This window comes from Streptomyces sp. NPDC002623 (assembly GCF_053592635.1).
Genome location: NZ_JBSFWB010000001.1, coordinates 603,298 through 624,833, shown reverse-complemented (window position 1 = coordinate 624,833; position 21,536 = coordinate 603,298). Strand labels below are relative to the sequence as shown.

At 73.4% G+C, this 21,536-nt stretch carries 18 protein-coding genes and 1 pseudogene; 7 read left to right on the top strand and 12 right to left on the bottom strand.

The window, feature by feature from the left end; all coding sequences use genetic code 11:
- Positions 1 to 48: 48 nt before the first annotated feature.
- The 5 genes from ACWD4O_RS02520 to ACWD4O_RS02500 form a co-directional block, all read right to left on the bottom strand.
- Complete coding sequence (locus tag ACWD4O_RS02520; RefSeq protein WP_451276637.1) at positions 49 to 2,076, bottom strand: SWIM zinc finger family protein; 2,028 nt, start codon at positions 2,074 to 2,076, stop codon at positions 49 to 51.
- Positions 2,076 to 4,916 carry a DEAD/DEAH box helicase gene (locus tag ACWD4O_RS02515; protein ID WP_451276635.1) on the bottom strand — a complete coding sequence of 947 codons (2,841 nt, stop codon included), beginning with the start codon at positions 4,914 to 4,916 and terminating at the stop codon, positions 2,076 to 2,078. The genes ACWD4O_RS02520 and ACWD4O_RS02515 overlap by 1 nt, the downstream gene beginning before the upstream one ends.
- A 140-nt stretch (positions 4,917 to 5,056) precedes the next feature.
- Positions 5,057 to 5,650: a sugar kinase gene (locus ACWD4O_RS02510; RefSeq protein ID WP_450946963.1), complete on the bottom strand. Its 594-nt coding sequence runs from the start codon at positions 5,648 to 5,650 to the stop codon at positions 5,057 to 5,059.
- 72 nt (positions 5,651 to 5,722) lie between these two features.
- Entirely contained in the window at positions 5,723 to 6,871 is a 1,149-nt protein-coding gene (locus ACWD4O_RS02505; protein ID WP_451276633.1) for an ROK family glucokinase, read from the bottom strand.
- Between the two features lie 346 nt (positions 6,872 to 7,217).
- A complete protein-coding gene (locus tag ACWD4O_RS02500) occupies positions 7,218 to 7,955 on the bottom strand; it encodes a GntR family transcriptional regulator (protein ID WP_450947098.1) in 738 nt (245 codons plus the stop codon).
- Positions 7,956 to 8,084: 129 nt separating this feature from the next.
- Here ACWD4O_RS02500 and ACWD4O_RS02495 point away from each other — a divergent pair, with 129 nt between their 5' ends.
- Positions 8,085 to 9,101, top strand: a complete 1,017-nt coding sequence (locus ACWD4O_RS02495) for a Gfo/Idh/MocA family protein (protein ID WP_451276631.1) — start codon at positions 8,085 to 8,087, stop codon at positions 9,099 to 9,101.
- Positions 9,102 to 9,166: 65 nt separating this feature from the next.
- On the opposite strand, the gene ACWD4O_RS02490 is transcribed toward ACWD4O_RS02495, so the two are convergent.
- The 3 genes from ACWD4O_RS02490 to ACWD4O_RS02480 all read right to left on the bottom strand — a co-directional run bounded on the left by ACWD4O_RS02490 (position 9,167) and on the right by ACWD4O_RS02480 (position 12,464).
- Complete coding sequence (locus ACWD4O_RS02490; RefSeq protein ID WP_451276629.1) at positions 9,167 to 10,369, bottom strand: cytochrome P450 family protein; 1,203 nt, start codon at positions 10,367 to 10,369, stop codon at positions 9,167 to 9,169.
- Positions 10,370 to 10,429: 60 nt separating this feature from the next.
- Positions 10,430 to 11,110, bottom strand: a complete 681-nt coding sequence (locus tag ACWD4O_RS02485; protein WP_351905403.1) for a response regulator transcription factor — start codon at positions 11,108 to 11,110, stop codon at positions 10,430 to 10,432.
- 100 nt (positions 11,111 to 11,210) lie between these two features.
- Positions 11,211 to 12,464, bottom strand: a complete 1,254-nt coding sequence (locus tag ACWD4O_RS02480) for a sensor histidine kinase (RefSeq protein ID WP_451276626.1) — start codon at positions 12,462 to 12,464, stop codon at positions 11,211 to 11,213.
- Between the two features lie 200 nt (positions 12,465 to 12,664).
- Between ACWD4O_RS02480 and ACWD4O_RS02475 the strand changes: the two genes are divergently transcribed.
- Entirely contained in the window at positions 12,665 to 12,865 is a 201-nt protein-coding gene (locus ACWD4O_RS02475) for a hypothetical protein (RefSeq protein WP_451276624.1), read from the top strand.
- A gap of 69 nt (positions 12,866 to 12,934) precedes the next feature.
- Here ACWD4O_RS02475 and ACWD4O_RS02470 read toward each other — a convergent pair whose 3' ends face one another.
- Positions 12,935 to 13,321 (bottom strand): ribonuclease domain-containing protein, encoded by a 387-nt coding sequence (locus tag ACWD4O_RS02470; RefSeq protein WP_351905409.1) that lies wholly within the window; start codon positions 13,319 to 13,321, stop codon positions 12,935 to 12,937.
- 240 nt (positions 13,322 to 13,561) lie between these two features.
- On the opposite strand from ACWD4O_RS02470, the gene ACWD4O_RS02465 reads away from it, so the two are divergent.
- Positions 13,562 to 14,308 (top strand): SDR family oxidoreductase, encoded by a 747-nt coding sequence (locus ACWD4O_RS02465; protein WP_451276743.1) that lies wholly within the window; start codon positions 13,562 to 13,564, stop codon positions 14,306 to 14,308.
- 184 nt (positions 14,309 to 14,492) lie between these two features.
- Here the strand turns inward: ACWD4O_RS02465 and alc are convergent, their stop codons facing one another.
- Positions 14,493 to 15,608, bottom strand: a complete 1,116-nt coding sequence (gene alc / locus ACWD4O_RS02460; RefSeq protein WP_451276622.1) for an allantoicase — start codon at positions 15,606 to 15,608, stop codon at positions 14,493 to 14,495.
- A 67-nt stretch (positions 15,609 to 15,675) separates the two neighbouring features.
- Positions 15,676 to 17,019 carry an allantoinase AllB gene (allB, locus tag ACWD4O_RS02455; RefSeq protein WP_451276620.1) on the bottom strand — a complete coding sequence of 448 codons (1,344 nt, stop codon included), beginning with the start codon at positions 17,017 to 17,019 and terminating at the stop codon, positions 15,676 to 15,678.
- Between the two features lie 252 nt (positions 17,020 to 17,271).
- On the opposite strand from allB, the gene ACWD4O_RS02450 reads away from it, so the two are divergent.
- Together ACWD4O_RS02450 and ACWD4O_RS02445 are read left to right on the top strand one after the other, a co-directional pair.
- Positions 17,272 to 18,069, top strand: a complete 798-nt coding sequence (locus ACWD4O_RS02450) for an IclR family transcriptional regulator (protein ID WP_351905417.1) — start codon at positions 17,272 to 17,274, stop codon at positions 18,067 to 18,069.
- 101 nt (positions 18,070 to 18,170) lie between these two features.
- The gene (locus ACWD4O_RS02445; protein WP_451276618.1) at positions 18,171 to 18,479 is read left to right on the top strand and encodes an antibiotic biosynthesis monooxygenase family protein; all 309 of its coding nucleotides are present in this window, start codon (positions 18,171 to 18,173) and stop codon (positions 18,477 to 18,479) included.
- A 37-nt stretch (positions 18,480 to 18,516) separates the two neighbouring features.
- Here ACWD4O_RS02445 and ACWD4O_RS02440 read toward each other — a convergent pair whose 3' ends face one another.
- The gene (locus ACWD4O_RS02440) at positions 18,517 to 18,804 is read right to left on the bottom strand and encodes a DUF5955 family protein (protein WP_450946953.1); all 288 of its coding nucleotides are present in this window, start codon (positions 18,802 to 18,804) and stop codon (positions 18,517 to 18,519) included.
- Positions 18,805 to 19,122: 318 nt separating this feature from the next.
- Here ACWD4O_RS02440 and ACWD4O_RS02435 point away from each other — a divergent pair.
- Positions 19,123 to 19,686, top strand: a pseudogene (locus ACWD4O_RS02435) (nucleotidyltransferase family protein); the annotation flags it as partial.
- A gap of 218 nt (positions 19,687 to 19,904) precedes the next feature.
- Positions 19,905 to 21,530 carry a malate synthase A gene (aceB, locus tag ACWD4O_RS02430; protein WP_451276615.1) on the top strand — a complete coding sequence of 542 codons (1,626 nt, stop codon included), beginning with the start codon at positions 19,905 to 19,907 and terminating at the stop codon, positions 21,528 to 21,530.
- Positions 21,531 to 21,536 lie beyond the last annotated feature (6 nt).

Below are 21,536 nucleotides of genomic sequence, written 5' to 3'. Positions count from 1 at the left end.
TGCGAAGCTCCGATTCGCGTCGCACAGCCGCCTGCACCGGGACGACGATCACATCTCGTCGGCGCCGCCCAGGCCGGTGAGCGCACCCACCGGATCCGGGTCGGGGGTGCCGCGCGGCCACCAGTCGTCGTGGCCCGGATCCGACTCGTAGGCGTACCACAGTCCGTCGCGGCCGAACCGGAGTTGGACGTGACCGTGCGGGTGGGTGAGGTGGTTGCGGCGCGGGCGGAAGGCGGGCAGGTCGGCGGCGAGGAGGAGGGGGCGGGCCCGGTCGAAGCGTCCGGCCGGCGGATCCCACTGCTCCTCCAGGACGATGAGCCCGTCCGGCCCGCCCTGGCGCCAGGCGGCGACCGCGCGCGCCAGCTCGGACGGGGTGCGGCCGGCGGCGGAGGCGAGCGAGGCGTACAGGGAGCGGGTGGTGGCGGTGAGCCCGGAGCCGGGGCGCGACGCGGCGAGCCGTACGGCGTCCTGCCAGAGGGTCAGTTCACCGATCTCGTCGTGTCCGCAGAGCAGCAGGGCGTGGGCGCGGGCCGCCGCGTCGGTCGCCAGGTGATCCAGCGCGAAGGAGTCCGGGCCGCCCGGCGCGGAGGGGTAGGCCGGGGGCTGCTCGGGGTGCGCGGGCACGGGCGACGGGGCCGGGAGCGGCGGGAGTCGGCGCTCGGCGAGGGCCTCCCCGGCCCGTACGCCCGGCAGGGGTTCCGGTTCCTGTTCCTGAGCGGCGCGGGCCGCGCGGGCGGCGTTGCGGCGGGACAGCGCGTCGAGCAGTTCGCGTTCGCCCCGGCCGCGCAGCAGGAGCAGGACGAACGGGTCGGCGTCGAGCAGTCGCGCGCTCTGGTAGCAGAGTGCGGCGGCGTGCTTGCAGGGGTGACCGCGGTCGGGGCAGCTGCAGTGCGGCTCCAGGTCGCCGGGGCCGGGCAGCAGCGGCACCCCGCACTCGGCGAGGGACTCGGGCATCTCCTTGTCGAGCAGGGCGGCGATGTGTCCGGGGCGTTCGACGGCGGCGTCCAGGAAACGCTCCCAGTCCTCCTCGCCCAGGGTGCGCAGCCGCACCTGTACGCGGTACGGACGGGGGCGGCTGCCCTGTACGTAGGCCAGGACGAGCCCGGGGGTGACCGTGATCGCGTCCACGTTTCCCTGCTCGGCGTAACCGCGCCCGCGGGCCAGGCGACCCGGGTCCAGGGCGCCCTCTTCGAGCGCGGCGACCCAGGCGTTGCCCCACCAGGTCCCGGCGAACGAGCCGCCGGTGCGCGGGGGGAAGGCGGGGAAGGTGCGGCGGTGGTCGCCGTCCCGGGAGGGGGCGGCCATCGAGCGCGCGGCGCGGGCCGGTTCGGCGGCCGGGAAGGACGAGCTCTCGCCGGCGGTCGCCGCGCCGTCCCCGTCGGCCTCGGACTCGGACCTGGGCCTGGGCTCGGGCTCGGGCCTGAACTCGGGCTCGGTCGCGAACTCGGGCTCCGACTCGGCCGTCTCGTGCTCGTGGGACGGCATCCGGAAGGCGCCCGCGAGCGACTCCCTCACGACACGCGCACGTTCCTCCGCGACAGGGTCGCGCGTACGGCCCGGTGGGCGGGCTTCGGCTGGGCGGACCTCCGCGCGGGGGCGCGGGCGGGACGAGGAGCGGGGGCCGTTGCGTGCGGTGCCGGGCCCGGTCGGCTCCCCCGCATCGGCCGCACCCTGCCGCGCCTGCGCCCGCGCCGCGCGCAGAGCCTCACGGGCGACGTCCCCGGGGCGCGGGCCCTCGGTGACCTGCGGGGCGGGGGCCTGCGGGGCGGGGGCCGGTGCGGGGACGGCGTCGGCTGCCGGGGGGTCCGCCACGGGAGTGCCGTCGGCCGCGGGAGCGGGGCCGGGAGTGCGTCCGGGTGCGGGTTCCGGCGTCCGCCGCAGGGCCGCGCGAGCGGCGTCGCCCGGCCTGGGGGCCCGGCCTTCGGGCTGCTCCTGCTCGTGGGGCTGCTCCTGCCGCCGTTCCCGGGCCTCGCGCAGCGCGCGGCGTGCCTCGTCGGCCGGCCTCGAACCCGGCTCCTCGTCCAGCTCAGGGGCCACCGCCTCCTGCTCCGGCTCGTCCCTCTCCGGCTCCCCCATCACGCCTCCCTCCGCAGCCTGACCAGGTCGGACAGTTCACGGTCCGTCAGCTCGGTGAGGGCCGACTCGCCGGAGCCGAGGATCGCGTCGGCCAGGGCGCGCTTGGCCTGGAGCATCTCGGCGATGCGGTCCTCCACCGTGCCCTCGGTGATCAGGCGGTGCACCTGGACCGGCTGGGTCTGGCCGATGCGGTAGGCGCGGTCGGTGGCCTGTTCCTCCACCGCCGGGTTCCACCAGCGGTCGAAGTGGACGACGTGGCCCGCGCGGGTGAGGTTCAGGCCGGTGCCGGCGGCCTTCAGGGAGAGGACCAGGATCGGGGTCGCGCCGCTCTGGAAGCGGTCCACCATCCGCTCCCGCTCGGGTACCGGGGTGCCGCCGTGCAGGAGCTCGACCGGGACCGCGCGGGCGGTGAGGTGGGCGGAGATCAGGCGGGCCATGCCGACGTACTGCGTGAAGACGAGGGCCGAGCCGTCCTCCGCGAGCAGGGTGTCCAACAGCTCGTCCAGCAGGGCGAGTTTGCCGGATCGGGTGGCCAGGGCGTCGCCGACCGAGGCGGCCTCCTCCTTGAGATACAGCGCCGGGTGGTCGCAGATCTGCTTCAGCGCGCCCAGGAGCTTCAGGACCAGGCCGCGGCGGGCGATGCCGTCCGCCGTCTCGATGGCCAGCAGGGACTCCCGCACCACCGCCTCGTACAGCGCGGCCTGTTCGCGGGTCAGCGGGACCGGGTGGTCGGTCTCGGTCTTGGGCGGCAGCTCGGGCACGATGCCGGGGTCGGACTTCTTGCGGCGCAGCAGGAACGGGCGGACCAGGCGGGCGAGGCGCTCCACCGCAGCTGCGTCCTCGCCGTTCTCCACCGCGCGCGCGTGCCGGGCGCGGAAGGACTTCAGGGGGCCGAGCAGTCCCGGTGTCGTCCAGTCGAGCAGGGCCCACAGCTCGGAGAGGTTGTTCTCGACGGGGGTGCCGGTGAGCGCCACGCGCGCGGGCGTCGGGATCGTGCGCAGTGCTTTCGCCGTCGCCGAGTAGGGGTTCTTGACGTGCTGGGCCTCGTCCGCGACGACCATGCCCCAGGGCTGTTCGGCCAGTGCGGGGGCCGCCGAGCGCATCGTGCCGTACGTGGTGAGGACGAAGCCGCCGGACAGGTCCGTCAGGCTGCGCTCGGGGCCGTGGAAGCGGCGGACGGGGACGCCGGGCGCGAAACGGGTGATCTCGCGCTGCCAGTTGCCCAGCAGGGAGGCCGGGCAGACCACCAGGGTCGGCTCGGTGCGGGCCCGCTTCAGGTGCAGGGCGATCAGGGTGATCGTCTTGCCGAGGCCCATGTCGTCGGCGAGGCAGCCGCCGAGGCCGAGGGAGGTCATGAGGTCCAGCCAGGCCAGGCCGCGCAGCTGGTAGTCGCGCAGGGTGGCGTGCAGGCCGGCCGGCGGCTCGGCGGGGTGCACCCCTGCGGTGAGCCGGTCGCGCAGGGTGGCCAGGGCTCCGACGGGGACCGCCGCCACGGTCTCGCCGTCGACCTCCGCGGTGCCGGTGAGGGCGACGGACAGAGCGTCGACCGGGTCCAGCAGGCCCAGCTCGCGCTTGCGGGCCTTGCGCACGAGCGCCGGGTCGACCAGGACCCACTGGTCGCGGAGCCGGACCACCGGGCGGTGGGCCTCCGCCAGCAGGTCCATCTCGGCCTCGCTGAGCGGGTCGCCGCCGAGCGCCAGCTGCCAGCGGAACTGCAGCAGTTCCTCGCTCTCGAAGAAGCCGGTGCCGTCGGTCGCCGAGCCCGGCGCGGGCCGCACCACGGCGGACGCGGCGAGGTCCTGCGCCAGGTCCCTCGGCCAGTGCACGGCGACGCCGGCGGCCGCGAGCCGGGTGGCCGCCACGCCGAGCAGATCGCTCAGTTCGTCCTCGCCGAGGGCCAGGACGTCCGGCGCGTCCTGTTCGGCGAGCCGGGCGAGCGGCGGCCAGACGCGGGCCGCGCGCCGCACCGCGAGGGCCGCGTCCACGCGTGCGCGTGCCCCGAAGGCGGCGTCCGCCTCGCCCGCCCACAGGGCCGCCGCGTCGGTCATCAGGGTGGGGTCGGCGAGGCTGTGCACCTGGACGACGGCCGCGCCCGCGCTGCGCCCCCGTCCGCCGCCGTCGTCGAACAGGTCGTGCGCGTTCAGGTCGAGGCGGAGCGAGATCCGCACGCCCGCGTCCATGCCCGCGGCGACCTCGGCGGCCCAGTCGTGCGCGCCGGGCAGCCGCTGGGGCCGGCGGTCCGCGAAGGGCTTCCCGCACGCGTGGGGCGCGGCCGGGGTGCGGGGCATGGTGTCCGCCACGGCGTCCAGGAAGGACCGCATCAGGGCCTCCGGGCGGGGCAGCAGGAGCGGGCCGGGGCCGGGCAGCGGCACCGCGTGGCCCTCGTGCGGGAGCGCAGCGGCGACCGCGCGCAGGTGTGCGATGTCCTCCGGGTCCAGCGGGCCCGCCCGCCAGGCGTCGTGCCCGGTGGGCGTCAGACCGGGCAGCAGGCGGCCGCGGGCGGTGAGCCGCAGCGCGTGCAGCGCGGCCGCGCCCCAGCAGGCCGTCGCCGGGTGGGCGGCGGGGTCGCGGCGGGCGCGCACGAGCAGCGGGAGCGCCTTGTCGAGCGGCAGGGACAGGGCCGGGGCCTGCGTACGGCGGATCGAGGAACCGTGGCGGCGCACGACGGTGAGCTCCGTGAGCTGCGCGTCCGTCGTGTCGGGCAGTGTGCCGTCGGCCGGGTCCCAGAAGGCGACGCGGCCCTCGCGCGGGAGGGGCGCGGGCAGGAAGACGGCGGCGAGCCGCACGGAGACGGAAGCCGTCCTCGCCGCTGTCGTGCCGTCGTCGGCCAGGGCGCGCATACCTTGTGTCCACCTCCCGCCCGCGTGTCGGATCAGTCGTCTTCGACTCTACGGGCGGGGTCTGACATTCGGCCCCGGCGGCCTGCGGAGCACCCCGTCGGGTCCGGCCGGTCAGGTCGGGTCGGATCCGGCCGGTCAGGTCAGGGGACCGCGCGCGAGACGACGTAGACGAAGGGGTACACCGCGTTGCCGGTGTTCACCACGATGTCCAGCGTCGGCTGGGGGTCCTTCTGCTCATGGACGATGCCGAAGTCGTCGCCGGGGCGGGAGCCGGGGCCGGTGAACTTCCAGCCCGTGATCTCCTGGTCGCGGGCGCTGATGGTGATGTCGCCGCTCTTCAGGTCGGCCCGGCTCAGGCCGACGTCCGCGAGGAACTGGTCGAGACCGTCGTGCGTGGTCTGGAACTGCACATAGAGACGGCTGGTCTTCCAGTTGTTCGTCTCGTAGTAGGCGACCTGGTTCGACGGGTGCGGGATCGGCACCTGGTAGAGCCGGCGCTGGACCTTCGACGGCCAGCCCTCGGTCAGGCCGGTGGCCGAGTACTTGGCCTCCTTGTTCCTGCCGCTGTCACGGCTCTGGTTGGCGGAGATCACCAGGTAGCCGGCCGGGACGCCGATGAGCAGCACGATGATCAGCAGGGTGAGCGCCCTGCGGCGGATCACGTGCCTGCGGTCCTCCGGCGGGCGGGACGGCTCTGAGGCGGCCGCGGCCTGGCGGGGCAGCGATGCTGTCATGCGATGTCCCAGGTGGTGCGGGGCGGTGCGGTGGTCATGCGGTGTCCGGGGCGGTGCGGGGCGGCCCGGCGGTCACGCCGGGTCCTGGGTTCGGCGGGCCGCCTCCGTGAATCGTTCGAAGCGCTCGTAACGCTCGACGCGGCGGCGCTTGGCGCGCCGGAAGCGGCGGGCGACCAGGCGGGCCAGGTCGGCGGCCCCCACCATGCCGGCCTCGGGGCCCAGCTGGGCGCGGACGATCCGGGCCTCGGGGCGGTAGCCGCGGCCGGTGAGCTGGCGCTTGAAGGCATCCCGCGCGGGGGCGATCAACAGTTCGTCGGCGGCCGAGACGCCGCCGCCGATCACGAAGCAGGACGGGTCGAGGGCGGCGGCCAGGTTGGCGATGCCGACGCCGAGCCACTGGCCGATGTCCTGGAGCAGCTCGATGCACATGGCGTCGCCGTCGCGGGCCAGCTCGGTGATCATCGGGCCGGTGATGTCGCCGATGTTGCCCTTGACGTGCTCGATGATCCCGTAGGCCACCGGGGAGTCGGCGGCGGCCAGTTCACGGGCCTCCCGGACCAGCGCGTTGCCCGAGCTGTACTGCTCCCAGCAGCCGCGGTTGCCGCACGGGCAGCGGTGGCCGCCGGGCACGACCTGCATATGGCCGAACTCGCCGGCGACGCCGTACTTGCCGCGCTTGACCTGGCCGTCCTCCAGGATCGCGCCGCCGATGCCGGTGCCGAGGGTGATCATGACGAGGTGGTCCTCGCCGCGTCCCGCGCCGAAGCGCCACTCGGCCCAGGCGGCGGTGTTGGCGTCGTTGTCGACCAGCACGGGAACCGCCAGCCGGCCGGAGAGACGGTCCCTGAGGGGCTCGTTGCGCCAGGACAGGTGGGGCGCGAACAGGACGCGGTTGCGGTCCGCGTCGACCCATCCCGCCGCGCCGACGCCGACCGCGTGCACGTCGTGGCGGTCGGAGAGGTCCAGGACCAGCTCGACGATGGTGTCCTCGACGACCTTGGGGCTCTTGGACTTGTCCGGGGTCTCGGTGCGGACCTTCTCCAGGATGTTGCCGTCGGCGTCGACGACGCCCGCCATCACCTTGGTGCCGCCGATGTCGATGCCCACCGTGGGCACCCGGGGCGCGGTCAGGTGCGAGCGGCGCTCCCGGGTGCCTACCGTGCGCAGCGCCGGTGCGCGGCGGGAGCCGATGGGGGCGGTGAAGTTGCCGTAGGTGCTCATCGTCGCCGATTCTGCCTCACCCTCATGCCGGGTGCCGAGCCGGGCGGCGGCGGGGCGTGCGCGTCGTCGGCCGTTCCCGGGTGTGTCGTGGCTGGTCGAGGCCCATGGGGCGGCGCGACAGGTCGCCACGGTCTCGTGCCCTGCCTCGGGCGGCCGTGAAGGGGGTCACATGTCCTATGACCGCCGAAACGTCTCGTCCTGACATATCGCCATCCTGGCATATTGTCCGGACAATGCGACCAACATACTGCGAGGCGGCCCCTCGCCCCGGATCCCGCCCCGGATCCCGGCCCGGGTCCGCACGGGCTCCTCAGGGGAGTCCTCAGGGGAACCCTCGGAGAAGTCCTCAGGGGCGCACGAGCAGCTGGAACTCGAAGGAGTAGCGGGTCGGCCGGTAGATGTGGTCGCCGAACTCCACCGCGCGGCCGGTGTCGTCGAAGGTCGTGCGCTGCATGGTCAGCAGCGGGGCGCCCTCCTCCTCGGCGAGCCGCTCGGCCTCGGCGGCGGTGGCGGCCCGGGCGCCGATGGACTGCCGGGCGCTGTGCAGGGTGATCCCGGCGGCCCGCATCAGCCGGTACAGGCCGGTGGCCTGGAGCTGCTCGGTGTCCAGACCGAGCAGACCGGAGGGGATGTGGTTGCACAGGTACGCCATCGGCTCGCCGTGCGCCAGCCGCAGCCGCTCCACCCGGTGGACGTCGCTGCCCTCGGCCACCGCGAGCGCGGCCGCGACCTCGGCGGACGCGGGGACCATGGTGTTGACCAGGACCGTGGTCGCCGGACGCTGCCCGGCCGCCTCCAGGTCGTCGTAGAGGCTGCTGAGCTCCAGGGGGCGCTTGACCTGGCTGTGGACGACCTGCGTGCCGACGCCCCGGCGACGCACCAGCAGGCCCTTGTCTACGAGCGACTGGATCGCCTGGCGGACGGTCGGCCGGGACAGGCCGAGCCGTGCGGCCAGCTCGATCTCGTTGCCGAGCAGGCTGCCCGGGGTGAGCGAGCCGTGCTCGATCGCGGCCTCCAGCTGCTGGGCCAGCTGGAAGTACAACGGCACCGGAGAGCTTCGGTCCACACGTAGTTCGAGCTGCACAGTCGGGTCCACTCCTGGTTTCGGCACGGGCCGAGCGTAGCTCCGTGACCGGTTGACGGGAAGTTGTGTGGTTCGGTTGTCCGGACATACGCATTGACAGGGCACTGCCTGCGAGGTCACTTTGATTCCATGCGCATCGGGGTCATCGGGACGGGCCGCATAGGCACCATTCATGCGAACACACTCAGCCGTCACCGCGAGGTCGGATCCCTGATCCTGACGGACGCGGACCACGCGCGGGCTCAGGAGCTCGCGTACCGGCTGGGCGAGACGGCCGCCCCAGGGGTGGACGAGATCTTCCGCTGGGGCGTGGACGCCGTGGTGATCACGACGGCGACCTCGGCCCACGCCGAACTGATCGGCCGGGCGGCACGCTCGGGGCTGCCGGTCTTCTGCGAGAAGCCGATCGCCCTGGATCTGGCGGGGACCTTACAGGCGATCGCCGAGGTCGAGACCGCCGGAACGATCCTTCAGATGGGCTTCCAGCGCCGCTTCGACCCGGGGTACGCAGGGGCCCGGGAGGCGGTGCGTTCCGGGCGGCTCGGACGGCTGCACACGGTGCGGGCGCTGACGTCCGACGAGTCGCCGCCGCCGGCCTCGTGGCTGCCGGTGTCCGGCGGGATCTACCGGGACGCCCTCATCCACGACTTCGACTGTCTGCGCTGGGTGACCGGGCGCGAGGTGGCGGACGTGTACGCCACCGGGTCCGCCGCCGGACCGGCGATGTTCCGCGAGGCGGGTGACGTGGACACGGCCGCCGCCGTCCTCACCCTCGACGACGGCACCCTCGCCACGGCGACGGCGACCCGGCTGAACGGCGCGGGCTACGACGTCCGCATGGAGCTGGCCGGGGAACTCGACCAGATCGTCGTCGGTCTGGACGACCGCACACCGATCGCGTCCACCGAACCCACCGGGCCGCCCGCCGCGGACAAGCCCTGGTCCGGGTTCCTGGAACGCTTCGAGCCCTCCTACCAGGCGGAGCTGAACGCCTTCGTGGACGTCGTCCGCGGCAAGCGGGCCAACCCCTGCGACGGCCGCGAGGCCCTCCAGGCCCTGCGGATCGCCGAGGCCTGCGAGGTCTCCCGGCGGGAGCGCAGAGCGGTGTGGCTCGCCGAGATCCCGGAGACCTCGGAGGCGGGCTGAGCACGGGCGCGCCGGCGCCCCACGCCACCGGTGCCCCGCGCCCCCGGTGGCTCAGGACCGGTGGCTCAGGACCGGGAGTCGCCGCTCCGCGTCCAGCGGAGCGGCAGGCTGCGCATTCCGCGTATCAGCATGCCGGGGATCCATTCGCCGGGCGGTCCGTCGAGCGCCAGGGACGGGGCGCGCTCGAGGAGGGAACGTATCGCCGTGCGGGCTTCCAGGCGGGCCAGCGGGGCCCCCAGGCAGTAGTGGACACCGTGGCCGAAGGCGAGGTGGCCGCGGTCGTCGCGGCGGATGTCGAAGCCGTCGGGAGCCGGAAAGCGCTCCGCGTCCCGGCCGGCGGCGGTCAGGCCGATCATCACCGCCTCGCCCGGCGCGACGGGCACGCCGGCGATCTCCAGCGGCTCGGCGGCGAACCGGTACGTGGCGTTCTCCACCGGCCCCTCGTAGCGCAGGGTCTCCTCGACCGCGCCGTCCAGCAGGGTCATGTCGGCGCGCAGGGCGGCGAGTTGGTCCGGGTGGGTGAGCAGGGCGTGCACCGCGTTGGTGATCAGGTTGACGGTCGTCTCGTGGCCGGCGATGAGGAGGACGAACGCCATGCCGCGCAGCTCCCCGGGCGAGAGCCGGTCGCCGTCCTGCGCGGTGGTGCGGATCAGGTCGCTCAGCAGGTCGCCGCTCGGTCCGGCGCACCGCTTGTCCTCGATCAGCTCGGTCAGGTACTCGCCGAGCCGCGCGAACGCGTCGTGCTCGGCCTGTGCGCTCGTGGGCGCGACGGCCTCGCTCGACAGCTTGCGGAACTCCGTGCGGTCCAGCTCGGGAACGCCGAGGAGCTCGCAGATGACGGTGAGGGGCAGGGGGTAGGCGAGCGACTCCACGAGGTCGGCGCGGCCGTGCGGAAGCATCGCGTCGAGCAGGTCGTCGGTGATCTCCTGGATCCTCGGCCGCAGTTCCTCCACGCGGCGCACGGTGAAGGCCCGGGAGACCAGCGAGCGCAGACGTGTGTGCTGCGGCGGGTCGGAGACCAGCAGGTGTCTGCCGATCGGCCGATCGTCGGGGAACGTACGGCCCGTCCGCGAGGTGTCCTTGGCCAGCCGGGGGTCGGCGAGCGCCGCGCGCGCCTCCGCATGGCCCACGACGAGCCAGGTCACGTGGTCCTCGTCGGGCAGCCGCACCCGGTGCACCGGACCGCGCTCGCGCAGCCGGGCGTAGACCGGGTGCGGGTTCCTGCGGAAGTCGTCGCCGAACTCGCCCAGGTCGACCGTCTCGACCATGCCGCTCCCCCTCACGTCGTCCGCGGAACATGCCACCCCCACAACGTGCGGGCCGTCCGTCTAGTGCCCGCCGTGCTCGCCTTGCTCCAGGAGGCCCGCGTCGTAGGCCAGGAGGGCGATCTGGACCCGGTTGTTCAGGTCGAGCTTGGCCAGGACCCGGGAGACATGGGCCTTCACGGTGGCGACGCTCATGAACAGTTCGGCGGCGACGTCCGCGTTGGACAGTCCCCGGCCGACCGCGACGGCCACCTCGCGTTCGCGCTCGCCGAGCACCGCGAGCCGCACGCGCGCGTGGGCGCGCCGGGTGTCGGCGGCCGTGCCGGCCGCATGGTCCATCAACTGCCGGGTGACCGCGGGCGACAGGACGGGGTCGCCGGCCGCCACCCGGCGCACGGCGTCGAGGATCTCGGCCGGCGGGGTGTCCTTGAGGACGAACCCGGCGGCGCCCGCGCGCAGCGCCCGCAGCACCTGTTCGTCGGCGTGGAAGGTGGTGAGCACCACGACCTGCGGGGCGTCCTCGCGCTCCCGCAGCCGTCGGGTGGCGGTGAGTCCGTCCACGGACGGCATCCGGATGTCCATCAGGACGACATCGGGGCGGGTGCGCTCCACGAGCCCCTCCACCTCGCCGCCGTCGGCGGCCTCACCGACGATCTCGATGTCGTCGGCGCCGCCCATCATGAACGTCAGACCGGCCCGCACCAGGGGATCGTCGTCGACGAGGAGGAGTCTGATCGCAGTCATGGGTCTTACGTAATCACGGTTGCGGCAGGCGAGTTGCGCGGATGCGGGCGGCGCGGACGCACCCGGTGACCGCGCCGGCGGTCGGAGGGACGGGCTGCGCTCACGCCCACGGCAGCCAGGCCCGTACCTCGAACCCGCCGTCCTCGCAGGCCCCGTGCGTGAGGCGTCCCCCGGCGAGCGTCGCCCGTTCGGTCAGGCCGATGAGGCCCTGGCCGGAGCCGGGGACGGCCGGCACGTCGCCCTCGGGGGCCGGGTTGCGCACGGTCACGGCGAGGCCCTCGCCCCGCCCGCCGGACACGGTGACGGCGGCCTCCGCGCCCGGGGCGTGCTTGCGGGCGTTGGTGAGGCACTCCTGGACGATGCGGAAGGCGGTGCGGCCGACGGAGGCGGGGACGGCGTCGGCGTCCGTGACGCGCTGGTCGAGGGTCACCTTCATGCCGGCCTCCCGGGACTCGGCGACCAGTGTGTCCAGGGCGGCCAGCGTCGGCTGCGGGCGGCCCGCGTCGTCGGGTTCGCCGGCCCGCAGGACCCCGATGATCTCCCGCAGGTCCTGGAGGGCCTCGTGGGCGCTCTCCCGGATGACCCCGGCCGCCCGCACGATCTCCTCGCGGGGCGCGTCGGGACGGAACTCCAGGGCGCCCGCGTGCACGCTGAGCAGGGTGAGCCGGTGGGCGAGCACGTCGTGCATCTCCCGGGCGATGGACTCGCGGGCCAGTCGCTGCGCCTGCTCGGCGCGCAGTCGGGCCTCCGTCTCGGCGCGCCGGGCGCGGTCGCGCAGGCTCAGCATCAGCTGGCGTTTGGAGCGCACGAACATGCCCCAGCCGATGGCCGTGACGATGAACAGCACGCTCCACGCCACCGACGGCCCGTACGCCAGGGTGGGGTCCGGGCGGACCCAGGCCAGCAGCGGGAGCAGGGCGAGCTGGGCGCCGCCCACCCAGGCCACGTAGCGCAGCGGCCGGTGCACGGCGAGGGTGAAGAGGGCGACCGTGCAGGCGCCGGCCGAGGTGGTCGACAGGAAGCCGAGCGGGACCAGGGCGACCGCCAGGGCGAGGGGCCACCGGCGGCGCAGCCAGACCGCCGCGCAGGCGAGGACGCCCAGGAGCTGGTCGGTCACGGCGAAGGCGGGCGAGAGGTCCGCGTCGCCGGGGAACGCGTCCGCGACGGCCAGGCCGACGCCGACGGCGATGAGGAAGCAGCAGAAGTCGACGACCCAGTCGCGGGCGGTGCGCCGCTGCGGCCGGCCGGGGCGCTCGGGGTCCGGGGCCAGCTCCGCGACCACGGCGGACGGCAGCAGCCATCGGCGTCCGGTGATTCCGGCCGCCGTCGGCGCCGTGTCGTCGTCTGCCCTCATGGTCGACAAATCTACGCAGTGCGGGCCCGCGGCACCTCCTCGTGGCCCGGATCCCTACCGAAGGGAGGCGACGATCGACCGAAGTCGCGGCGCCCGCTACTTTCGGCGCGGCCGGGCCGGCGGGACGGGGCCTTGCGTCGGACATGTCTCGCCCCGCGGCCGATGGCGCGAGGGGGGTCCGCGGGGCGAGGGTCTCGGACATGAAGGAACTGCTGGGAGTACTCGGATTTCTCGCCCTGGCGCAGGGCGTCCTGGGCCTGCTGCACGAGTTCACCGACTGGCACGTGGGTCTCGTGCAGCGGCTCGGCTTCCTCGACGGCTACGAGGTGTACGCGAGCGCCGCGCTCATCGTGCTGGCGTTCGCCCTGTTCGCCGCCGCGGAGAGCCGGAGGTCGGGCTGAGTGGGGTCAGCCGGACCTCCGGTCCCGTCGCACCGATCCTCGACGTTCGACAGCTGATCGTGTGCCGGCTCAGCAGCCGTAGTTGATCAGCTTGAACGTGACGTAGTGGTCCGCCGTGTAGTAGTCCTCGTCGGTCTTCTTCCCGGTCACGATGCGGCGCGCTCCGCGCGTCGACGACCCGGGGGTCTTCACCGTGTACTCGTGGTAGTAGCCGGTCGACTGACTGGGCAGCACGCCCTCGCGGTTCTGGAAGACGGCCCCGTCCTGCGAGTACGGGAAGGGTCCGCCCTCCTCGATCAGTTCGAGGGTGTCGTACGCCTGGGACGGCAGGCTGCCGTAGCAGATGCTGCCGACCGCGGCGTGCGCCGTCGTGGCGGAGACGGTGCCGCCGACGAGCAGGGCGGTCAGGACGGCCGCCGACGCTCCGATGCGGGTGATTCGTGGGGGGAATCTCATGCCGACATGATGACGCGCGTAGACCGTGGCATGTCAATGACAACTCCGAGGATTTTCCCGTCAAGTCCGATGAATTTTCGGGAAGTTAACCTCCGGCTACCCGCTGTCCGGGAGTTCGTACGGGCCATGGCGGGGCCGGCCGTCGAGGTCGGAGCCGGCCCGGGCGATCTCGATGTCCGTTCGCCGCCAGCGGCGCAGGGCCCCGACGGCTGGGATGGAGACATGACGACGACATACGCGATGAGCACGACACACGGAACCCTGCACGGCAGGGCGGCCCTCGTCACCGGCGGCAGTCGCGGGATCGGGGCGGCCACGGCCCTGCGGCTCGCCCAGGAGGGCGCGGATGTGGCGGTGACGTACCTGAACGGCGAGGAGGCGGCCGAGGAGGTCGTGCGGGCCGTGGCGGGCCTGGGGCGGCGGGCGGTGGCCCTGCGCGCGGACTCGGCGGACCCGGCGGCGGCGGCCGGGGCGGTGGACCGGGCGGCGGAGGCGCTGGGCGGTCTGGACGTGCTGGTGAACAACGTGGGCGTCGGTGTCCTCGGCCCGCTGGAGCAGCTCGACCTCGCCGAGGTCGACCGGGTGCTGGCGGTGAACGTGCGCGGGGTGTTCCTGGCCTCGCAGGCGGCCGCCGGGCGGATGACGAGCGGCGGCCGGATCATCACGATCGGCAGCTGCATGACGCAGCGGGTGCCCGGCCCGGGCGGCACGCTGTACGCGATGAGCAAGTCGGCCCTGGTGGGACTGACCAAGGCGCTCGCCAGGGAGCTGGGTCCGCGCGGGATCACCGCGAACCTCGTCCACCCGGGCCCGGTCGACACGGACATGAACCCGGCGGACGGCCCGTACGCGGCCGCCCAGGCGACGATGACCGCGCTCGGCCGCTTCGGGCGGGCGGAGGAGGTGGCCGCGGCGGTCGCGCATCTCGCGGCGGCCGGCTACGTCACGGGCGCCGAGTTCGCCGTGGACGGCGGACACGCGGCGTGAGCGTCGGGCGAGCGCCTCCTGCACCCGGTGCGAACGCCCCCGCACCCGGTGCGGGTGACTCTCGCCCACCCGGTACGGGTGACCGAAGTCGTGATGCGACGCCCTCTCGCCCGCCCCGTCAACACCCCGTCAGCCCCGTGAACACCCCGTCCGCGCCGGGGTGTTCACGGCGGCGCGGGCCGGATCAGCCGCCCAGTTCCTGGTGACGGGCGGTCAGGGCCGCGGCGCCCGCGTCCGTGAGGGAGCCGAACAGGCGCAGGCGGGAGATGCCGCCGTCGGGGTAGATGTCCACGCGCGCGTGCGTGCCGACGGCCGGGGTCGGCAGGACGAAGCGGTGGTTGGTGTCGGGCTGGAGGCGGGTGCGCGGCAGGATCTCCGTCCACTCGCCGCTCTCGCCGTCCTTGACCGACACCGAGGCCCAGCCGGCGCTGTTGCCCTTCAGGTACGCGGTGTCGATCTCCAGCGCGCGGATCTGCGCCTGGGCGACCAGCCGGTAGCGGATCCAGTCGTTGCCGGTGTCACGGCGGCGGCGGGTCTCCCAGCCGTCGTCCATCTTGCGGGAGCGGCCCGGCTGGATGGTGTTCGACGCCGGGGAGTAGAAGAGGTTCGACGCGTCCTCGGCCCGGCCGCCGTTCTCCAGGGCGACGACGTCGAAGGCGCCCAGCACGGCCAGCCACTCCGGGTCCGGGACGACCTCGCCGTAGACGCGCAGCCGCGCGATGCCGCCGTCGGGGTGCTGGTTGACCCGCAGGTGGGTGAAGCGCTGTTCCACCGACACGGAGAAACCGTTCGCCGCGTGGCCGCCGACCGGCGTGCGCGGGACGAGCGTCGTCCACTTCACGTCGTCGCCGAGGAGTTCCTCGGGGGACGGCGAGCCCGGCACCGACGTGCCCTCGACGGACACGGCCTGCGGGTAGTTGCCGCGGAAGTGGGCCGTGTCGACGACGATGCCCCGGATCACGCCGGGTGCGCCGAGCCGGACCAGCGCCCAGTCGTGGTCCTCGGCGGTCGGCCACGGACGGTCGGCGGAGGCGCCCCGGCGACGACGCGTCTCCCAGCCGTCCATGATCTTGCCCTTGTGCCCGAAGCGCTCCGGGTCGAACTCGGCCGGGTGCGGGAGCAGCAGGTTCTCGCGCTGCGCGAAGAACTCGTCGTTGGCGGCGACGACCGCCGCGCCGAGCTGCCGGTCGGCGAGGTTGGCGTGGTGCGTGAAGGGGAAGTCGGCGGTGCGGTGGTCCGCGTACGGGTCGCCGCCGCCGTAGGGGTTCGCGTCGCCGGTGAAGCTCTGTATCGCCGTCACGGTGATCAGGTCTGCCTTTCGGTGGTCGGCCGGTGCGGATGCCGGTGCGGTGCGGGTGCGGGGTGGGTCAGGGGGTGCGGGTGAGGAGTCGCCCCTTCGGCTCGGTGAACTCGCCGTCCGCGACGATGCGTTCGCCGCGCAGCCAGGTGGACCTCACGACGCCGTACAGGGTCTTGCCGGCGTAGGCCGTGACGGGGTTGCGGTGCTGGAGGGCGGCCGGGTCGACGGTGAAGGTCTCGTCGGGGGCGAGGACGGCGAAGTCGGCGTCGCGGCCCGCTTCGATCGCGCCCTTCTGCGCCAGGCCCGCCAGCGCGGCCGTCCGGGCCGACATCCACCGCACGACGTCCTCCAGGCCGTGACCGCGTCTGCGCGCCTCGGTCCACACCGCCGCCAGGCCGAGCTGGAGCCCCGAGATGCCGCCCCACGCGGTCGCGAAGTCGTCCGTCTTCAGGTCGGCCGTGGACGGCGAGTGGTCGGTGACGACACAGTCCACGGTGCCGTCCGCCAGGGCCTGCCACAGCAGGTCCTGGTTGGCGGACTCGCGGATGGGCGGGCAGCACTTGAACTCGCTGGCGCCGTCCGGGACCTCCTCGGCGGTGAGGGTCAGGTAGTGCGGGCACGTCTCGACCGTGATGCGGACGCCCTCCGCCTTGGCGGCGGCGATCAGCGGCAGCGCGTCGCTCGACGAGAGGTGCAGCACGTGCACGCGCGCGTGGAGGCGCTTCGCCTGGGCGATGAGGCCCGCGATGGCCGTGTCCTCGGCGTCGCGCGGGCGGCTGGCGAGGAAGTCGGCGTACCTGGGGCCGCCCGTCTGCGGGGCCGCCTCCAGGTGGCGTGGGTCCTCGGCGTGCACGATCAGCAGGCCGTCGAACGCGGCGATCTCGGCCAGGGACCGGGCCAGGCCGTCCCTGTCGAGGTGCGGGAACTCGTCCACGCCCGACGGGGAGAGGAACGCCTTGAAGCCGAAGACGCCGGCGTCGTGCAGCGGCCGCAGGTCCTTGACGTTGTCGGGCAGGGCGCCGCCCCAGAAGCCGACGTCGATGTGCGCCTTGTCGACGGCGACCTCCCGCTTGACGCGGAGGTTGTCGACCGTCGTGGTCGGCGGCAGGGAGTTCAGGGGCATGTCGACGAGGGTGGTGATGCCGCCGGCCGCCGCCGCGCGGGTGGCGGTCCAGAAGCCCTCCCAGTGCGTACGGCCGGGGTCGTTGACATGCACGTGGGTGTCGACGAGCCCGGGCAGCAGGACGTCGTCGCCGAAGTCCTCCAGTCGGGCGCCCTCGGGCAGGGGGGCGTCGTGGGGCAGGACGGCCGTGATCGTGCCGCCGGCGACCGCGACCGCCGCGGGACGCGTCCCTTCGGGAGTGATGACCCGCGTCGAGCGCAGCACCAGGTCAGCTTCAGCGTCGGACACCCGGACCCCTCTCTGTTCAACATTCCGTTGAAGGAGTCTTCACTCCCGCCCCCACACCGTCAAGGGCACACCTGTCCACAGAATGCCCGCCTTCGGCACCCTGGACGTTTCCACAAGGCGGAATTAGTATTCCGACAAGCAGAACGTAGCTATGCACAAGCGAGGAGTCAACCGACCGCCGGGTAGGCTTCAGCCCCTCCCGCCAGTTTCGAACCGTCAGATTCGTACCGCCAGTTTCGAGAGGAACGCGCCGTGCCGACGTCCAGCGCCAGCACCACCGACTCCGCCAAGTCCGCCGGCGGAGGGGTCCAGTCCCTCGAGCGCGCCTTCGATCTGCTCGAACGGATGGCGGACGCGGGCGGCGAGGTGGGCCTGAGCGAGCTGTCCGCCAGCAGCGGGCTGCCGCTGCCCACCATCCACCGCCTGATGCGCACCCTGGTGGCCTGCGGTTACGTCCGCCAGCAGACCAACCGCCGCTATGCGCTCGGCCCGCGGCTGATCCGGCTCGGCGAGTCCGCCTCCCGGCTGCTGGGCACCTGGGCCCGCCCCTACCTGGCCCGGCTGGTCGAGGAGACCGGCGAGACGGCGAACATGGCGCTGCTCGACGGCGACGAGATCGTGTACGTGGCGCAGGTGCCGTCCAAGCACTCGATGCGGATGTTCACCGAGGTCGGCCGCCGGGTCCTGCCGCACTCCACGGGCGTCGGCAAGGCTCTGCTCGCGGGCTTCCCGGACGCCGAGGTGCGCGCCCTGCTGGGCCGCACCGGCATGCCCGCCGCCACCGAGAAGACGATCACCACGGCCGACGGCTTCCTCGCCGCGCTCGCCGAGGTGCGCCGCGCCGGGTACGCGGTCGACGACAACGAGCAGGAGATCGGCGTCCGCTGTCTGGCGGTGTCGGTGCCCGACTCCCCCACCGCTGCGGCCATCTCCATCTCCGGCCCGGCGGGCCGCGTCACGGAGTCGGCCACGGAGCGGATCGTGCCCGTGCTCCAACAGGTGGCGGTGGAGCTGTCGGAGGCGCTGACCAGCTCGGGACCGACGGTGTAGGACCGGTGCACGGGCGGCCCGGAGGCTGTCCGAGAGCGGCGTGAACAGGTGGCGGTTAGCCTGGGACGGGGGTCATCCGCGAGAGAAGCGAGGTGTGCGCCATGCTTCAGGACAGCAAGTACTGGTCCTCGGGAAACTGGCAGGTCAAGCTGGGCCAGGGCGATGAATTCATCGAGAGCTGGCGGGAGTTCCTCACCTGGACCAAGGAGTCCAACGAGGGCTTCATCGGGGCTCGCCTGATCCGCGACCTCACGGAACCCAACTCCTTCAAGTCCTTCGCCGCCTGGCAGGACGTCGAATCGATGCGCGCCTGGCAGGCCTCGCCCGAGTTCGCCGCGCGGCTCGCCGCCTGCCGAGCCCTGTGCAACGACGTGCAGAGCGGCGCCTACGAGCTGGCCTGCGACATCTGAGCCCACGTCGACTGTCGGCGAGTCACCGCCCCACGACTCAGCGGCGCGGTGACTCGCCGAACAGCTCCACCGCGCTGCGCACTTCCGACAGTCCGCGGGACAGGGCGCTCATGGAGCCGATCGCCCCCGCGATCAGCAACAGCGACCGGCGTAACCGGGGAATCTCCGGGATGCCGTGCGCGGCCATCGCGGCGAGCGCGGCGAGTTCGTCCTCGGCGACGACCCGGTCCGGGAACTCGGCCGGGTGCGCGGCGAGTTCGCGGCGCAGCCGGGACACCGCGGTCCTCAGCTCCGCCACCCTCGGATCCTCGTCGCTGCCGGTCACTGCCCTCTGCGCCCTCTGCCCCAAGCTTCGCAACACGGCTCCCCCCTGGCACGCACCCGCGCGCGTGCGAGTACGCGCGCGTGTTCCCACCCCGCGTCCCCGTGGCGCTGGTCGGGCACCGAAGGACGCGCGGGTCAGTTAACGCCACCCGATGCCGGATCCGCCACTGCGCGGACGGAAATTCAGCCCCGGGTCGGGTATGCAGGACGCATGACGCAATACGAGGACCGGGCCGCCGTCGCCACCGAGGAACCCGAGGATGCCGAGGAACCCGAGGACGCCGAGGACGCCGAGGACGCCGAAGGCTCGGTCGTCGGCCTGCTCCTCGCGGCGGGCGGGGGCCGGCGGCTCGGCGGGCGGCCCAAGGCGCTGCTCGAACACCGGGGGCGGCCGCTCGTGGAGCACGCGGTGGGGGTGCTGCGGGCGGCGGGCTGCACGCGCGTGCACGTGGTGCTGGGGGCCGCCGCCGACGCCGTACGGGAGCGGGCGCGGCTGGCGGGGTGCGTGGTCGTGGAGAACGCGGAGTGGGAGCAGGGCATGGGCGCCTCGCTGCGCGTCGGCCTCGGCTCGCTCGCCGGGTCGGGAGCGCGGGCCGCGCTGGTCTCGCTCGTCGACCAGCCGGGCATCGGCCCGCGGGCCGTGGCCCGGGTGCTCGCCGCGTTCGAGGACGAACACTCGCTCGCGGCGGCGGCCTACGACGGTCTGCGCGGCCATCCCGTGCTGTTCGGGTCGGCCCACTGGGCGGGCGTCGCGGCGAGCGCGAGCGGGGACCGGGGTGCGCGCGCCTACCTCAAGGAGCACGCGGCGACCGTCACGCTCGTGGAGTGCGGGGACGTGGCCGAGCCGTACGACATCGACACCCCCGAGGATCTTGGCCGCCTCACCGGTCCCACCTGTCCCACTGGACCCACTGGACCCACTGGACCCACTGGACCCACTGGACCCACTGGATCCAAAGGACCCACAGGATCCAGTGGTTCCAGCGCGGGCCCGCAGGAATCTTGACGTCAACAAACCATTGAACTTCCACGATGAGGAAACTAGTATCCATTGATCAGAAGGGCACCCGGTGCCACGCTCGCTGAAGGAAGTGACCGCTCATGTCCGCACCAGCGCCGTCCCCGCTGGCCATCGTCGACGCCGAGCCCCTGCCGCGGCAGGAGGAGGTCCTCACCGAGGCGGCGCTCGCCTTCGTGGCCGAGCTGCACCGGCGGTTCACCCCGCGCCGTGACGAGCTCCTCGCCCGCCGGGCGGAGCGCCGCGCCGAGATCGCCCGCACCTCCACGCTCGACTTCCTCCCGGAGACCGCCGCGATCCGCGCGGACGACTCCTGGAAGGTGGCCCCCTCCCCCGCGGCCCTGGACGACCGCCGGGTCGAGATCACCGGCCCGACCGACCGCAAGATGACGATCAACGCCCTCAACTCGGGCGCCAAGGTCTGGCTCGCGGACTTCGAGGACGCCTCGGCGCCGACCTGGGAGAACGTCGTCCTGGGGCAGCTCAACCTGGCGGACGCCTACACCCGGAACATCGACTTCACCGACCCGGGGTCCGGGAAGTCGTACGCGCTGAAGGACGCCGGCGAGCTCGCCACGGTCGTCATGCGCCCGCGCGGCTGGCATCTGAACGAGCGTCACCTGGTCGCCCCCGACGGCACCCAGGTCCCCGGCGCCCTCGTCGACTTCGGCCTGTACTTCTTCCACAACGCCCGGCGCCTGCTCGACCTCGGCAAGGGCCCGTACTTCTACCTGCCGAAGACGGAGTCGCACCTGGAGGCCCGGCTCTGGAACGAGGTCTTCGTCTTCGCGCAGACCTACGTCGGCATCCCGCAGGGCACGGTCCGCGCCACCGTGCTCATCGAGACGATCACGGCCGCGTACGAGATGGAGGAGATCCTCTACGAACTGCGCGACCACGCCTCGGGGTTGAACGCGGGCCGTTGGGACTACCTGTTCTCCATCGTCAAGAACTTCCGTGACGGCGGCGCCAGGTTCGTCCTGCCGGACCGCAACCTGGTGACGATGACCGCCCCGTTCATGCGGGCGTACACCGAACTCCTGGTCCGCACCTGCCACAAGCGCGGCGCGCACGCCATCGGCGGCATGGCGGCCTTCATCCCCTCCCGCCGGGACGCGGAGGTCAACAAGGTCGCCTTCGAGAAGGTGCGCGCGGACAAGGACCGTGAGGCGGGCGACGGCTTCGACGGCTCCTGGGTCGCCCACCCCGACCTGGTCCCGATCGCCATGGAGTCCTTCGACAAGGTCCTCGGCGACAAGCCGAACCAGAAGGACCGGCTGCGCGAGGACGTCCACGTCGAGGCGGCCGACCTGATCGCCGTCGACTCGCTGAAGGCCGTGCCGACGTACCCGGGTCTGGTCAACGCCGTCCAGGTGGGCATCCGTTACATCGAGGCCTGGCTGCGCGGCCTGGGCGCGGTCGCCATCTTCAACCTCATGGAGGACGCGGCCACCGCGGAGATCTCCCGTTCGCAGATCTGGCAGTGGATCAACGCGGGCGTCGAGTTCGAGAACGGCGAGAAGGCCACGCCCGAGCTGGCCCGGAAGGTCGCCGCCGAGGAACTGGCCGCGATCCGCGCGGAGATCGGCGCGGAGGCCTTCGCGTCCGGCCACTGGCAGCAGGCCCACGACCTGCTGCTGACGGTCTCCCTCGACGAGGACTACGCGGACTTCCTCACCCTGCCCGCGTACGAGCAGCTCAAGGGCTGAGGCTCG